Genomic DNA, 13,884 nt, shown 5'->3' on the forward strand with positions numbered 1-13,884 from the left:
TTAAACCAGTTTACTTTGCAACCAACAACGAGAGAACTTGAGATCTTTTTCAATCAAACTTGCACTGCACTCAAGCAGTTCACTGATCTCACGGTTTCGCATTCCCATAAGGTATTTTAGTTTTAGTGCCTTAGATTGACGTGGGTAGTGGGCGCTGAAATTATCGAGCGCTTTATCCATCATCATAAACTGCTCAAACTTATCCCCTTCATTGTCTCTCAAAATGGTCATTTGTTGACGCTTTTGTGCTTGAAGGTGACGAGCGTTATCAATCAGTATTTGGCGCATCACTTTCGCCGCCATTAAGAAAAAGTCTTTCTTATTCTCGATTGAATGCAAATCTGAAGATGAGATCTTGAGGTATGCATCATGGATTAAGGCGGTGGTGCTATTCATGCTGTCACTGAGTACTTGGTTGTCTGTACCGTACTTTTGAGCACTGCGTGAGCGCTCTTGTTGCGCTATTTGCCTCAACTGTAAGTAAGCGAACTGATACAAATCGGCTTCAGCACTTTTGTCGCCGGATTGCCACTGTTGGATGATCTGTGTGATGTTTGGGGTTGCAGTTGCCATTAGCTGTTAGACCTCACTTTAGTAAACTCAGAAACAGATAGGGTGCTGATATTATGAGATTTATCTGGATTTAGCGAAATTTTTTGTTTGAATCTGTAGAGTATGCCTTGGTCCCAGTCTTTACCTGCTGGTAGATATTCCCACGCTGTGAAATGTTGTTGAGGTACGGAATCATACCAACGAACAGCAACGTTCATTTGAGCAAGAGAGGCCGTTGGTTCTGCATTGGTCAGCCACCACATATCCCCAAACTTCTCGGTCACATCTTGAGTGTATTTCTGGTGGTTTGTCGGGCAGGTTTCGCCATCGTTGTTGCCTAACATAATACGTTTATCTTTAATCAATAAGCATTCAGTAATTATGTCGGTTTGCTGATACTGAGTGTGTTGCCAGATACCCTCATAGGGGATGTGGTTCCCGCGCTCATTGGTGTAAGTAAACCAGATCATTTCTGCTTTATTCGGGTGGCGAATATATTCTTTTTGGCCCAAGCCTTGGGTCTTCTCCATCAAGAGTTCGGTCTCGGTATCGAAATCCAAAGCGACGGTACGATATTTCCAGTCGCCTTCATCGTTGTAGTCTTCAATAGAAAAACCACTTAGATCGTGGCGAGTACACCCCTTCTGGGCACAACTGGTGAATCCGGTCCAACCATCACCGACGGAAAGAGGCTCACGGATGATTTCTTGAGGTGTGTGGTAAGGACGTAGGTTACAACCTTTAAAGTAATCGCCTGTTCCTGGATACTGAATAAGTTCTGTATCTGTGATCGTATAGCTCAGCTCACCAATTGGTCCTTCGTATTTTGGATTCGCATGATGGGCTAAATCGTAGAAACACGCTCTTCCTGCATAATCTTTCTTCGCGATGATGATATTGTGAAGTACTTTGTCTCTGGGAGAGAAGATGATCTCCTCAGAGGCAAAGTTATTCTTAATGTACTCTTGGCTTTGATTTAGGTGCTTTGCGGCCTCTTTGACTGAAACCAGATCAATGCCGAGTTCTTGACCATCTAAGTAGCTCAAATCTAACTTCTTAAGTTTCTTTTGAAATTCAACATCAGATAACACCTTACTGGCCAAGATGATCTCATCACGATGCTCTGGTGTGTCATCTAGTGACAGCAGCAATCGAGTCATGTTGATGCTACGGCTTGGGCGTGTCGAAGATAAGGTTGGAGTGATGACTTCTTGTCCTGACAATGTAGTCAGTAGGTATCCTGAATTATCGGTACCTATGAAAAAGCTAACGATGTCACCTGAGTTGTATTGGAATGCTCCTTTATCTGTGGTGCCAGAGAGGTTTGAGCTAGTCTCGTAATAGAGGCCAGAGACCGGAGAATCAATAAAGTATCCAGTCAAAGGTTTACTGTCAGTAGCGTGAGCATTAAGGCTGGTCGCGTATATTGCGATAAAGGACAAAAGGTTTATTTTCATAATCAGTTATTGGATGACTTTTCTTTGTTTTTATTGGTCACAGACTTTTCTGGTGAAGGCGTCAGCATCGCCAGCAGCATTTTCTGTTTTACATCTTTGGGTAAGTCAGGGTTCGATAATATCCGGCGTCGTGTGAGTTCTAGCATTGTGCCGACTGACATTTTTGCTGCATCGCTGCCTTTAGCGTGAAATAGAAGGCTCGTTACCTCGTACATCATCTCTTCAGCAACCTGTTTCTCTTTCTGGAGTTGTAGGTTTTTATTGAAAATAGCCGTTGAGAACGTGGTACCTGACAGCAATAAAAGAATAGTTAGGGCACTTTGTACTGGACGACGTTTCAACAGCTTAATAAGCGTATGGACGGGGTGTTTCTCTCTCAATGATATCGGGCGACATTCTAGTATTCGCACGATATCTTGGCGTAGCTCACCGACACTGGCATAGCGTCGGTATGGTTCATGATGTGTGGCTTTTTCTACGATCAGGTCGATATCAAAATTGGGCGAAGAATCGAAGATCAGTGCCAGAATCCTACCCAATGAATAGATATCACTTTGCTGAGTAAGAAACTGCCCCGCAGCCTGTTCTGGACTGGCGAAGGCTTTACTGTAAGCCGTGAACAGAGACACGTCGGTATTTTGATCGAATACGGGTTGCTTAACCTTTTGAGTGAGGTTGAAATCCAAAATCTTAGGAGAACCAAGAGGATCAATTAAGATATTTTCAGGTTTGAGATCAGCGTGTAGTACCTGTTTTTGGTGGGCATGTTCAATCGCCGAACAAATCTCTTTAAATAAACGGAGCTTCTGTTTTTCACTCAAAGAACGATTCTGTAAGTACAGAGAAAGTGTTTGCCCTTCAACCCGTTCCATCACAATGTATACCGACTCTTGGTAGACTCCTCCGTCAAACACTTTAGCGATACATGGATGGTTTAGGTGTGCGAGTAATTGCGCTTCTTGAAACAGAGCGTGTTCACCGAGGATATGTGAGAGAGCGGGCTGAATGAATTTCACCGCCAAATCTTGTTCAAAGGTTCTATCCGCTCGACTGGCTGAATAGACAATTCCCATACCACCACGACCGAGTTCATGAGAGATATAGTATTTGTCGACTAAGGTACCGGTGAGGTTGAGCTCGCTGTCTGTTGCTTGTTGTGCGTAAAAGCCGAGCAGCGATGTGATCTGCTCTGAAGGTACTTCGTTAATGAGAGGAAGTACTTGTTGATATAAGTTGGGTTGCTCTTGTTCTAGTCGTTCTAGGTAGAGATTTTTCTGTACGTCGGAGAGATCCATGAGGTGATAAAAAACCTCAGTGGAGCCACTGCTTGTATTTTGCACAACTGATCTTTTTATGTTTCTTATTGTGCGGGCATTCTATAAGAGTTTTAGATGCTTTTTCGACATTTTTATCAACTACATATAAAAAAATGAGCTAACGAGTCGCATTTTTGAGAGATGATGTGAAAAAGTTATTATGTGATCTTCTCCCAAAGTTTGATTCTTCATTTTCTTTCAAGTATCGGCTGAAAATAGTTGGTTAAAGATCTGCTTTATTAGTGTTGAGTATGAAAATTGCTCTCTAACTGTATTTGTTTCGTATTGCTGTTTACTCACATCAATGAGGTTAAAAAGATATGAAATTGAATAAGTGGTTAGAGGGTATATCCCCTCAATTCGAAGCGGGTGGTCAGTACGAAAAGCTCTACCCTGTATATGAGGCTTTTGTGACCATCTTATACACACCCGGTAACGTCAACCGTGGAGTAACCCATGTTCGAGACAGCATTGATCTGAAACGAATCATGATTCTGGTGTGGCTAGCAACTTTTCCCGCAATGTTCTGGGGTATGTACAATGTAGGCCATCAAGCCATGATGGGGTTAACGGCTACTTATTCTGGCACCGAGCTAGCTTCCATCATCGACAGCAGTTGGCGCTTATCGTGGGCGTTTGGTAGTGCTGAAGCTTTAGTTTCCGGTGGTTGGGGAAGCCAGATGTTTCTCGGTGCTCTCTACTTTGTTCCTGTTTATGCCACAGTGTTTGTGGTGGGTGGCTTTTGGGAAGTTTTATTTGCGGTTGTGCGAAAACACGAGGTTAATGAAGGCTTCTTTGTTAGTTCGGTTCTTTTTGCCTCAATTCTTCCGCCAACTATCCCTTTATGGCAAGCCGCATTAGGTATCACTTTTGGTATCGTTGTTGCTAAGGAACTATTCGGTGGTACTGGGCGGAATTTCCTTAACCCCGCATTGGCTGGCCGGGCCTTCCTTTACTTCGCCTATCCCGCCAATATGTCAGGTGGCTTGGTATGGGTTGCTGCTGACGGCTATTCAGGCGCGACTCCGCTGAGCCAATGGTATGAGGGTGGTAGCTCGTCGCTGATCAATAACATGACAGGTGAAGCAATCACTTGGATGGATGCCTTTATCGGTAATATTCCAGGCTCGATGGGCGAAGTGTCTTCATTGCTTATTATGCTAACTGGTGTGATTCTTATTGTGATGAAGATAGCCTCTTGGCGCATTGTCGCGGGTGTGATTGTCGGCCTTGTGGTGACCTCTAGCTTGATGAACTGGATTGGCTCAGAGACTAACTCGATGTTCTCGATGCCGTTCTACTGGCACTTTGTGTTGGGTGGTGTTGCCTTTGGTACCTTCTTTATGGCAACCGATCCAGTTTCTGCCGCGTTTACCAATCAGAGTAAGTGGGCTTATGGGATTTTGATTGGTGTAATGACGGTCGGTATTCGAGTGCTCAACCCTGCTTACCCTGAGGGGATTATGCTCGCGATCTTGTTTGCTAACCTGTTTGCTCCGCTGTTCGACTTTGTCGTGAAAGAGCAAAATATCAAACGCAGACAAAAACGCACAGCACGATAAGAAATATGACCCAAAAGAAAAAGGCTTGCACTAGTGCAAGCCTTTCCATTTTTATCACGATTGATTTGAAGTTGATTTAACTCCACTTCAAATCAATCTCGAACGGTTGTGTACTGCCACAGTGCTCACCACACATCTCATCGTAAGCGCTGTTATGTATCAGTGTTGCTGACGATACGCCTTGATCGCTAAAGTGATCACGCGCTTGGTTTACACTCAAAAACTTCATCGGGTGCTGGTGGTCGTCTTTAATTAACTGCTTTTGCTCGTCAACGACTTGGTAAGCCAAGTAAATTCCGCCTTCAAATGATTCAATTAGTAGATTCATAACAAACTCCATTACTGTTCTAGGTAGGTGGATATTTGTGTTACGTCGAATCGATAGCCAAGGTTCAGAGCGGGCATAAAAAAAGCAGCCCCAAGGACTGCTTCTTAAAGTATCAACTAAAGGCGTTGATTAACGCATCGTAACAAACTCTTCTGAGCCTGTAGGGTGGATTGCCACAACAGAATCGAAGTCTGCTTTGGTTGCGCCCATCTTCATTGCAACGCCGAAGCCTTGAATCATCTCATCAACAGTGAAGCCGATGCCGTGTAGGCCAACGACTGTCTCTTCTTCGCCAGCACATACTAGCTTCATCTTACAAGGTTGACGGTGTTTGGTTACTGCTGTGTACATCGCAGTGAAGCCAGATGTGTAAACCTTGATGTTGTCTTTGCCGTACTGCTCTTCAGCTTCTTGAGTCGTTAGACCAATAGTGCCGATAGGTGGGTGGCTGAATACAACAGTAGGAACTAGGTTGTAGTCCATCTTCGCGTTGGTTTGACCGTTGAATAGACGCTCAGAAAGCTGACGACCTGCTTTAACTGCTACAGGAGTTAGCTCGATACCGCCTTCCATGATGTCACCAACACAGTAGATGCCTGGAACGTTAGTCGCTTGGAACTCATCTACTTTGATGTAGCCACGGTCGTTAGTCTCTACGCCAGTTGATGCTAGGTTGATCGCGTCAGTTGCCGGGTGGCGACCGATAGCCCAGATTAGGTGGTCAACGTTTTGAGTGCTGCCGTTCTCTAGGTGTAGAGTCAGCGTGCCGTCTGCTTCTTTCACAACTTCTTTAGGCACTGAGTGCGTGTGAAGTGTTGGACCTTCTGCTTCCATTACTTCTACTAGCGTTTCGATGATCATTGGATCGAAGCTACGTAGTGGAGATTCTTTACGGCAGAACAGGTGTGTTTCTGTGCCAAGCGCGCTTAGAACGCCTGCGATCTCAACTGCGATGTAGCCCGCACCGATAACCGCAACGCGTTTTGGTTGCTCCATCAGGTCGAAGAAGCCGTTCGAGTCGATGCCGTATTCAGCACCTGGGATGTTTGGAATCGTTGGACGGCCACCTACTGCGATCAGGATGTGATCTGCAGTGTAGTGTTCGCCGTTAACTTCAACAGTCTTCTCATCAACGAACTTAGCAAAGCCTTTGATTACGTTTACTTTGTTGTTGCCTAGTACGCGGTCGTAAGATTGGTGGATACGACCAATGTACGCTTGGCGGTTTTCAACCAGTTTGCCCCAGTTGAAGCCTTTTACGTCAACATCAAAGCCGTAGTCTTCAGAGTATAGGTTGATAGCTTCAGCGACTTGAGCACCGTGCCACATTACCTTTTTAGGAACACAACCAACGTTTACACAAGTACCACCAAGGTCTTGAGCTTCGATAAGTGCAACTTTTGCACCGTGCATTGCCGCGCGGTTTGCTGATGCGATGCCGCCTGAACCGCCGCCGATACAGATGTAATCAAAATGAGTCGCCATTACTTTCTCCATTTATTGAAGTCTGTGGGTACAGTGAGCGCACTGAACACCTACGTCCTATAGATTCTTAAATTGTCTAATTATTATATTGAGGGCAGATCGGTTGAACTCAATCTCCCTGTTTAAAATTTATTCGTGTACGTCACAATCTGCTGAATATTCGTCAGACTATGACGTTAAGTTCGAGATTACTCGGGTACGATCCACTCTACTTTGAAGTGACCGGTTGCCGGTGCAATTGCTTCTTTCAAGAATGGAAGAATCTCATTCATTTGACTTTCTAGCTTCCAAGGCGGGTTAATCACGATCATGCCAGATGCCGTCATTCCGCGCTCGTTGGTGTCTGGTGATACGCCAAGTTCGATCTGTAGAATCTTGTTGATACCTAAGCTTTCTAAGCCTTCGATCATATCTTCGATGTCACAGCGATTTACCACTGGGTACCAAATAGCGTAGATACCGGTCGCCCAGCGCTTATGGCTTTGAGCAATGGCTGTCACCACATCACGGTACTCTTTTGCAAGCTCGTACGGTGGGTCGATCAGCACTAAGCCGCGGCGTTCTTTTGGCGGCAGGCTTGCTTTTAGACGCTTAAAGCCATCTTCTTTGTAGATCGATACCTGACGATCGCGGTGGAACTCTTGCTCAAGCAGTGGGTGGTCCGCTGGGTGAAGCTCGGTCAATACCATACGGTCCTGGTCACGTAGGTGGGCGCGAGCAACACGCGGTGAACCTGGGTAGTAGCGCAGCTTGTCGCCGTTGTTTAGCGTTGAGATAGACTCAAGGTAGCTTTGAATGTCTTCAGGAAGATTTTGCTGTTCCCAGACGCGAGCGATACCTTGCTTGTATTCGCCAGTTTTTTCAGACCATTCATGCGTTAAGTCGTAACGACCTACACCAGAGTGAGTGTCATGGTAAACAAAAGGCTTATCCTTCTGTTTCAAAGAATTAAGAATAAGGCTCTGTACGATATGCTTTACTACGTCGGCATGGTTGCCTGCGTGGAAGCTGTGGCGATAACTTAACAAATTAAACTCTCGTAACACTCTCGATTTAGAGTGTGGTTAGTGTAGGTGGGGTTAATCTGACTATTATAACCCCCAATGGGCCATAAATTCTCGAACAATTCAGGAACAGTCGCTAGCAATATGCAGTTAGTTATTGGTTCTACTATTGAAATTTGCCTTGTTGGGCACTATTTAATAACTATTCGCAGGTGATTTTTTAGGGCGAACTTTAGCCTGGTGACTGTAAGACGACCTCATTACAAAAAAGACGAAAGTCTCTAAAGCCAAAGGAATGTTTATATGTCTAATCCGCTATTAACCTTCACGGACCTACCTCCGTTTTCACAGATCAAGCCTGAGCACGTAAAGCCAGCAGTTGAGCAAGTGATTGAAGTGTGTCGCAACAAGATCGAACAAGTACTTGAAGGTAATACTTCACCAAGCTGGGACAACCTCGTTGCTCCGATTGAAGAAGTGGATGATCGTTTAGGCCGTGTTTGGTCACCAGTAAGTCACATGAACTCAGTTGTGAACAGCGACCAGTTACGTGAAGCGTATGAGAGCTGTTTACCTTTGCTGTCTGAGTACGGCACGTGGGTTGGTCAACACAAAGGTCTGTTTGAAGCGTACAAAGCGATCAAGGCGAGTGAAGCATTCTCTGGATTAAATCGAGCTCAACAAAAAACCATTACCGACGCTCTGCGTGATTTTGAATTGTCAGGCATTGGCTTGCCAGCTGACGAGCAGCACCGCTACGGCGAGATCAGCAAGCGCCAGTCTGAGCTAGGTTCTCAATTCTCAAATAACGTGCTTGATGCAACCATGGGTTGGAGCAAGCAGATCACAGACGTAGCTGAACTGGCGGGTATGCCTGAATCAGCACTGGCGGCAGCGCAAGCCACAGCGGAGTCTAAAGAGCAAGAAGGATACCTACTGACTTTGGATATCCCATCATACTTACCTGTGATGACCTACTGTGATAACCAAGAACTGCGTAAAGAGCTTTATGAAGCGTACGTAACACGTGCTTCTGATCGTGGTCCAAATGCTGGTAAGTGGGACAATACTGAGATCATCACTGAGCAACTTAAGCTGCGTCACGAGATCGCTCGCATGCTGGGTTTCAGTACCTACAGCGAGAAATCACTGTCGACCAAGATGGCAGAAACGCCAGACCAAGTACTTGGTTTCCTTAACGACCTAGCAGTAAAAGCCAAACCGCAAGGTGAGCGTGAAGTAGAAGAGCTACGTCAGTTTGCTGAGAAAGAGTTTGGTGTCTCTGAGCTAAACCTGTGGGACATCGCTTACTACAGCGAGAAACAAAAACAGAACTTGTTCGAGATCTCTGATGAAGAGCTTCGTCCTTACTTCCCTGAATCAAATGTCGTATCAGGTTTGTTTGAGGTATTGAACCGCGTGTTTGGTATGTCGGTAACAGAGCGTGAAGGTGTGGATACTTGGCATGAGTCTGTACGCTTCTTTGATATCTTTGATGCGACAGGCGCTCTACGTGGCAGCTTCTACCTAGATTTATACGCGCGTGAACACAAGCGTGGTGGCGCTTGGATGGACGATTGTCGCGGCCGTCGTATTACTGAATCTGGTGAGCTACAAACGCCAGTGGCTTATCTAACATGTAACTTCAACAAGCCTGTTGGTGACAAGCCAGCGCTATTTACTCACGATGAAGTCGTGACTCTGTTCCATGAATTCGGTCACGGTATCCACCATATGCTAACGCAAGTGGAAGCGGGTGCAGTTGCGGGCATCAATGGCGTGCCTTGGGATGCGGTTGAATTGCCAAGTCAGTTCTTAGAGAACTGGTGTTGGGAAGAAGAAGCGCTGTCGCTTATCTCTGGTCACTTTGAAACTGGTGAAGCGCTACCAAAAGAGATGTTAGAGAAGATGCTCGCGGCGAAGAACTTCCAGTCAGCGATGTTTATCCTGCGTCAGCTAGAGCTTGGTCTGTTCGATTTCACGTTACACACAGAATACGATCCAGAAGTCGGCGCACGCGTATTAGAAACGCTAGCCAATGTTAAGTCTAAGGTTTCGGTACTGCCAAGCCTTGATTGGAACCGCTTCTCACACAGCTTTGGCCACATCTTTGCTGGTGGCTATAGCGCGGGTTACTACAGCTACCTTTGGGCTGAAGTGCTATCGGCAGATGCGTTCTCAGCATTTGAAGAAGAGGGTATCTTCAACACTGAAACCGGTAGTCGCTTCCTAAACAACATCCTTGAAATGGGTGGCAGTGAAGAGCCTATGGAGTTGTTCAAACGCTTCCGTGGTCGTGAGCCACAAATCGACGCAATGCTGCGCCATGCAGGTATCAGCGCTTAATATTGTGCTGGTCAGAATGTAAAAAGAGCCTCCTTGTGAGGCTCTTTTTGTATCGATTTATTAAGCGATTATGGATTCACGTTGCGGTTGATTGGGTTCTGCAATGAAATCAGTGTCTCGGTCGATTGCACTTCATCGATCGCCTGCAGCTTATCGATCAATACAAATTGCAGCTCTTCAATCGACTTACACATCAGCTTTACAAAGATATTGTAAGCACCTGTGGTGTAGTACGCCTCAACCACTTCGTCTAAGGCATTCAGTTTAGCGATCGCCGAGTGGTAATCTTTGGCAGCATTCAGGTTGATGCCAATAAAGCAACATACGTCGTAACCTAGCTTTTTCGTGTTTACCACAACCTCGGTACGCTCAATAATGTCGGCTGATCTCATTTTTTCGATGCGAACGTGAATCGTCGCAGGGCTGACATCGAACTGCTTTGCCATTTCAGCATAAGGAGTACGCGCATCTTCCATCAAAGTTTTGAGAATGGCACGGTCTAGATCATCAAGACGAGCTGTGGTTGTGGACATGCATAATCCTTAGATTGAATGAAAAACATACCGGCTTGAGTACACATCATAGCCAAGGGTGATAATATTAGCAGTAACTATCGGGTTAGGGTGAATTCAGTGCGATTTTCGTTATTTTTAATTGTGATGTGTTGGAGTTTTTTTGCTTCAGCTCAGGCAAAAGATGTGTTGGTTATTCACTCTTATCATCAAGGCTTTTTCTGGACCGATGATTTCCATAAAGGACTATCAGATGAGCTCGATCGTGATGGGCTGTCTTATCGTGTCGTTTATCTTGATAGTAAGCGGTATCAAAATCCTGAATACCTAGAGCGTGTGTACCAGCTTTATCACACCAAGTTAATGCACGAAGAGTTTGCGGCGGTTGTGGTTAGTGATAATAACGCACTCAATCTAATGAAGCGTCTCGCGCCCGACCTCAAAGGTACCCCTGTAATCTTTGGCGGTATCAACAATTTCTCCCCTAAAATGATTGAAGGCTTAAATGCTACCGGCATTACTGAAGATATAGACTTGGTAGGCAACATAGAGCTGATTAAACGCCTTCAAGCAACCGTAAAGAAAATCTACATTGTTACCGATCATTCAGTAACGGGTGAGGCCATTCGTTCTCAAATCGATCTGTTCATCAAAACCCACCCGGATTTTTCTGACCTCGTTGAGCATTATGTGCCGGATTCTTACCAAGAGTTAACGGCCTTTTCTCAACGTGCTGACCTAGGAAAGAGCTTCCTGTTTTGGGCGTACTACCGCGATGCACAAGGTAGGGTGAGTAGCGATGAAGATTGGCGACAACTGAACATAAAGACCCAAATTCCGTTGTATATGGTGCACGATCTCGGGCTAGGTTTTGGTGCGATTGGTGGTGTGATTCAAAGTGGTGAAACGCAAGGTCGAGATACGGGACGCGTGCTATTGAGTGTACTGAACAATCCTAATGATCCATTGCCATTGGTGGTTGCTGGCGCGCCAGAAATAAAACTCGATTACCAACAAATCTCACGTTGGGACTTGGGCGCAGAGAACGAAGCTTCGGTGACCTTCCTCAATAAGCCGAAGTCATTTTTGGTGCGCTATCGCGATGAAATTCGCACCATGGGTTTGTTGTTTTTGGTTATGTCGTGCGTCATCGCGACCTTGGTGTATTACCTCAATCGTCTTAAGAAAAGCGAGCGTGCTAGTCGACAAAGCCAACTATTGCTTGAGTCGATATTTGACCAAAGCCTGCAGTTCATGGGGATCATTGATAAGGGCGGTGTGTTGTTGTCGAGCAACAGCAAGCTGCATGAGCTGCTTTATAATCAAGGCTATAAACTGGGAACGCCGCTGCAGCACCACCAACACTGGGAAGATTCTGCACGAGAAGTGTTAACCGAATATTTCATCACAAAAAATGAGCACCCAGCCTTGCGATTTGAAGCCGAGGTGTGGTGTCGGGATCGCGGTGCGATGGTGTTGGATATTTCATTGAAGCCGATGCCCGGCAGTGAAGAGGAAGACATTCAGTTCCTATTTGAGGCGCGCGACGTGACTTCGCGTAAACTTGCTGAGAATAAACTGTTCCAACGTGAAGCGAACTTGAAGCTGTATTACGACAAACAGCCAGTGATGATGATTACACTTGATGGCAATAATCGCATTCAACAAGTGAACCAATTTGCCGAGGAGCTTTTGGGTTACCCACTAGATCAGCTATTAGGGCATCGTCCTAGAGAGTTCTATGTTGATGAGAACGCGATGATTCCTCGTCATATCTTGTTGCAACCACAGCATAAAATTCGTGGTGTGTGGCGTCGTGATATCGAATATCGCCATGCCGACGGCAGCAAGATCTGGATTCGTGAAAATATCCGCCCGTTGGTCGAGTCTGATAAGCTGTTGATTGTGGGTGAAGACATCACCGAGACGCACGAGCTTTCTGAAAAGTTAGAGTATCAAGCTCGCTATGACCTGCTGACTGACACCTTCAACCGTAACCACTTTGAGCAAGAGCTGCAAAAAGCGCTTAAAGAGGTTGAGAGTCACATGCGAACTCATGCGATGTTGTTTTTAGATTTGGATCAGTTGAAGGTCTTGAACGACACCGCGGGACATGAAGCAGGTGATGCTGCGATCTTGTTTAGCGCCAACCTGCTAGAAGATGTACTGCCTTACAATGCGGTGTTAGCGCGAATGGGTGGCGATGAATTTGCAGTATTAATGAAAGACTGTACTGAGCGAGATGCGGTTAATGTGTGTCGCAGTATTATTTCGATGATGAGCGAGAATCCATTCTTGTGGGATGATATTCGACTCAATCTGACTTGTTCTATTGGTATTCGATTGATTGACCATACTGCCGCTTCACCGCAGATGGTGCATGCTCAGGCGGATGCCGCGTGTCACGCGGCCAAAGAAGAAGGACGTAATCGCTATAACCTTTACCATCAAGACGATGAAGACCTGCGTCGTCGTCATCTTGAGATGGAGTGCGTCAACCTAGTGCATGAAGCCTTGGCTAACGATCGCTTAGAGCTGTTTGCGCAGCGTATTCTTGGTTTAGATGAAGACAGCGATAAAATGCACTTTGAGATCTTGGTACGCATCAAGAACATCAAAGGGGAATACATCTCCCCGGGGATCTTCATGCCAGCCTCAGAGCGTTATAACATCGCGCATTTGATTGACCGACAAGTCGTTAGTCAAACCTTGAGTTGGTTGGAGCAACGTCCAGAGATAATTGAAGAACTGGGGATGTGTTCAATCAACCTTTCCGGCCACTCGATGGGTAATCGTGAGTTTGTAGAGTTCTTGATAGAGAGCTTAAGGGATTCATCTATACCGTGTCATAAGGTTTGTTTAGAAATCACCGAAACGGCCGCCATGAGTAACATGAAGCAGGCGATCAAATTCTTCACTCGGATCAAAGAGCTCGGTTGCATGATTGCATTGGATGATTTCGGTTCAGGGCTATCGTCATTTGGTTATCTGAAAAAACTGCCCGTCGATATTGTAAAGATCGATGGTCTATTTGTACGTGATATTGATGTCAATGAGATGGACCATGTGATGGTTCGCTCGATTAATGATCTTGCTAAGCAGATGGGCAAGCACACCGTGGCTGAATTCGTTGAAAATACCCAGATCATCGACAAGCTGATCGAGCTTGGTGTGAACTACGCGCAGGGCTACATCATAGGACGACCTAAGCCACTGGCGGAGCTCGTTGAAGAGTTAAGGCAAGAACGCGAGATAGAGCCATTGGTTTAGGTAAGCCGACTTTAGCTGGGATTACCTTTCACCGCTAATATGTATTGTTGAG

10 protein-coding genes are annotated in these 13,884 nt (G+C 45.7%); 3 read left to right on the plus strand and 7 right to left on the minus strand.

From position 1 onward, the window contains the following. From OCV56_RS00330 to OCV56_RS00340, 3 genes are read right to left on the minus strand one after another with little or no spacing between them, the layout of a single operon-like run. Entirely contained in the window at positions 1-573 is a 573-nt protein-coding gene (locus tag OCV56_RS00330) for an ECF-type sigma factor (protein ID WP_086711555.1), read from the minus strand. Then, positions 573-2,009: a chromosome partitioning protein ParA gene (locus tag OCV56_RS00335; protein ID WP_143691553.1), complete on the minus strand. Its 1,437-nt coding sequence runs from the start codon at positions 2,007-2,009 to the stop codon at positions 573-575. Before OCV56_RS00335 ends, OCV56_RS00330 begins: the two co-directional genes overlap by 1 nt. A gap of 2 nt (positions 2,010-2,011) precedes the next feature. Then, positions 2,012-3,304: a serine/threonine protein kinase gene (locus OCV56_RS00340; protein WP_167373142.1), complete on the minus strand. Its 1,293-nt coding sequence runs from the start codon at positions 3,302-3,304 to the stop codon at positions 2,012-2,014. Between the two features lie 341 nt (positions 3,305-3,645). On the opposite strand from OCV56_RS00340, the gene OCV56_RS00345 reads away from it, so the two are divergent. Next, positions 3,646-4,887, plus strand: coding sequence for an NADH:ubiquinone reductase (Na(+)-transporting) subunit B (locus OCV56_RS00345; RefSeq protein ID WP_086711558.1), 1,242 nt, complete (start codon positions 3,646-3,648; stop codon positions 4,885-4,887). 76 nt (positions 4,888-4,963) lie between these two features. Here the strand turns inward: OCV56_RS00345 and OCV56_RS00350 are convergent, their stop codons facing one another. The 3 genes from OCV56_RS00350 to OCV56_RS00360 form a co-directional block, all read right to left on the minus strand. After that, entirely contained in the window at positions 4,964-5,215 is a 252-nt protein-coding gene (locus OCV56_RS00350; RefSeq protein ID WP_086711561.1) for a DUF6482 family protein, read from the minus strand. Positions 5,216-5,344: 129 nt separating this feature from the next. Continuing rightward, on the minus strand, positions 5,345-6,700 hold the full coding sequence (gorA, locus tag OCV56_RS00355; protein WP_086711563.1) for a glutathione-disulfide reductase: 1,356 nt from the start codon (positions 6,698-6,700) through the stop codon (positions 5,345-5,347). 188 nt (positions 6,701-6,888) lie between these two features. After that, positions 6,889-7,728, minus strand: a complete 840-nt coding sequence (locus OCV56_RS00360) for a 23S rRNA (adenine(2030)-N(6))-methyltransferase RlmJ (protein ID WP_086711565.1) — start codon at positions 7,726-7,728, stop codon at positions 6,889-6,891. Between the two features lie 279 nt (positions 7,729-8,007). Between OCV56_RS00360 and prlC the strand changes: the two genes are divergently transcribed. Continuing rightward, positions 8,008-10,050: an oligopeptidase A gene (gene prlC / locus OCV56_RS00365; RefSeq protein WP_086711568.1), complete on the plus strand. Its 2,043-nt coding sequence runs from the start codon at positions 8,008-8,010 to the stop codon at positions 10,048-10,050. A gap of 68 nt (positions 10,051-10,118) precedes the next feature. Here the strand turns inward: prlC and asnC are convergent, their stop codons facing one another. Continuing rightward, positions 10,119-10,583, minus strand: coding sequence for a transcriptional regulator AsnC (asnC, locus tag OCV56_RS00370; protein WP_008218581.1), 465 nt, complete (start codon positions 10,581-10,583; stop codon positions 10,119-10,121). Positions 10,584-10,709: 126 nt separating this feature from the next. Between asnC and OCV56_RS00375 the strand changes: the two genes are divergently transcribed. Next, a complete protein-coding gene (locus OCV56_RS00375; protein WP_086711570.1) occupies positions 10,710-13,832 on the plus strand; it encodes an EAL domain-containing protein in 3,123 nt (1,040 codons plus the stop codon). Positions 13,833-13,884 lie beyond the last annotated feature (52 nt).

The sequence above is a fragment of the Vibrio gigantis genome (genome assembly GCF_024347515.1).
GTDB classification, from domain to species: Bacteria; Pseudomonadota; Gammaproteobacteria; order Enterobacterales; family Vibrionaceae; genus Vibrio; species Vibrio gigantis.

Bases quoted from the DNA above. Each gene is read 5' to 3' on its own strand.
- OCV56_RS00330 (WP_086711555.1), bottom strand. From the start codon at position 573: ATGGCAACTGCAACCCCAAACATCACACAGATCATCCAACAGTGGCAA.
- OCV56_RS00335 (WP_143691553.1), bottom strand. From the start codon at position 2,009: ATGAAAATAAACCTTTTGTCCTTTATCGCAATATACGCGACCAGCCTT.
- OCV56_RS00340 (WP_167373142.1), bottom strand. From the start codon at position 3,304: ATGGATCTCTCCGACGTACAGAAAAATCTCTACCTAGAACGACTAGAA.
- OCV56_RS00345 (WP_086711558.1), top strand. From the start codon at position 3,646: ATGAAATTGAATAAGTGGTTAGAGGGTATATCCCCTCAATTCGAAGCG.
- OCV56_RS00350 (WP_086711561.1), bottom strand. From the start codon at position 5,215: ATGAATCTACTAATTGAATCATTTGAAGGCGGAATTTACTTGGCTTAC.
- gorA (WP_086711563.1), bottom strand. From the start codon at position 6,700: ATGGCGACTCATTTTGATTACATCTGTATCGGCGGCGGTTCAGGCGGC.
- prlC (WP_086711568.1), top strand. From the start codon at position 8,008: ATGTCTAATCCGCTATTAACCTTCACGGACCTACCTCCGTTTTCACAG.
- asnC (WP_008218581.1), bottom strand. From the start codon at position 10,583: ATGTCCACAACCACAGCTCGTCTTGATGATCTAGACCGTGCCATTCTC.
- OCV56_RS00375 (WP_086711570.1), top strand. From the start codon at position 10,710: ATGTGTTGGAGTTTTTTTGCTTCAGCTCAGGCAAAAGATGTGTTGGTT.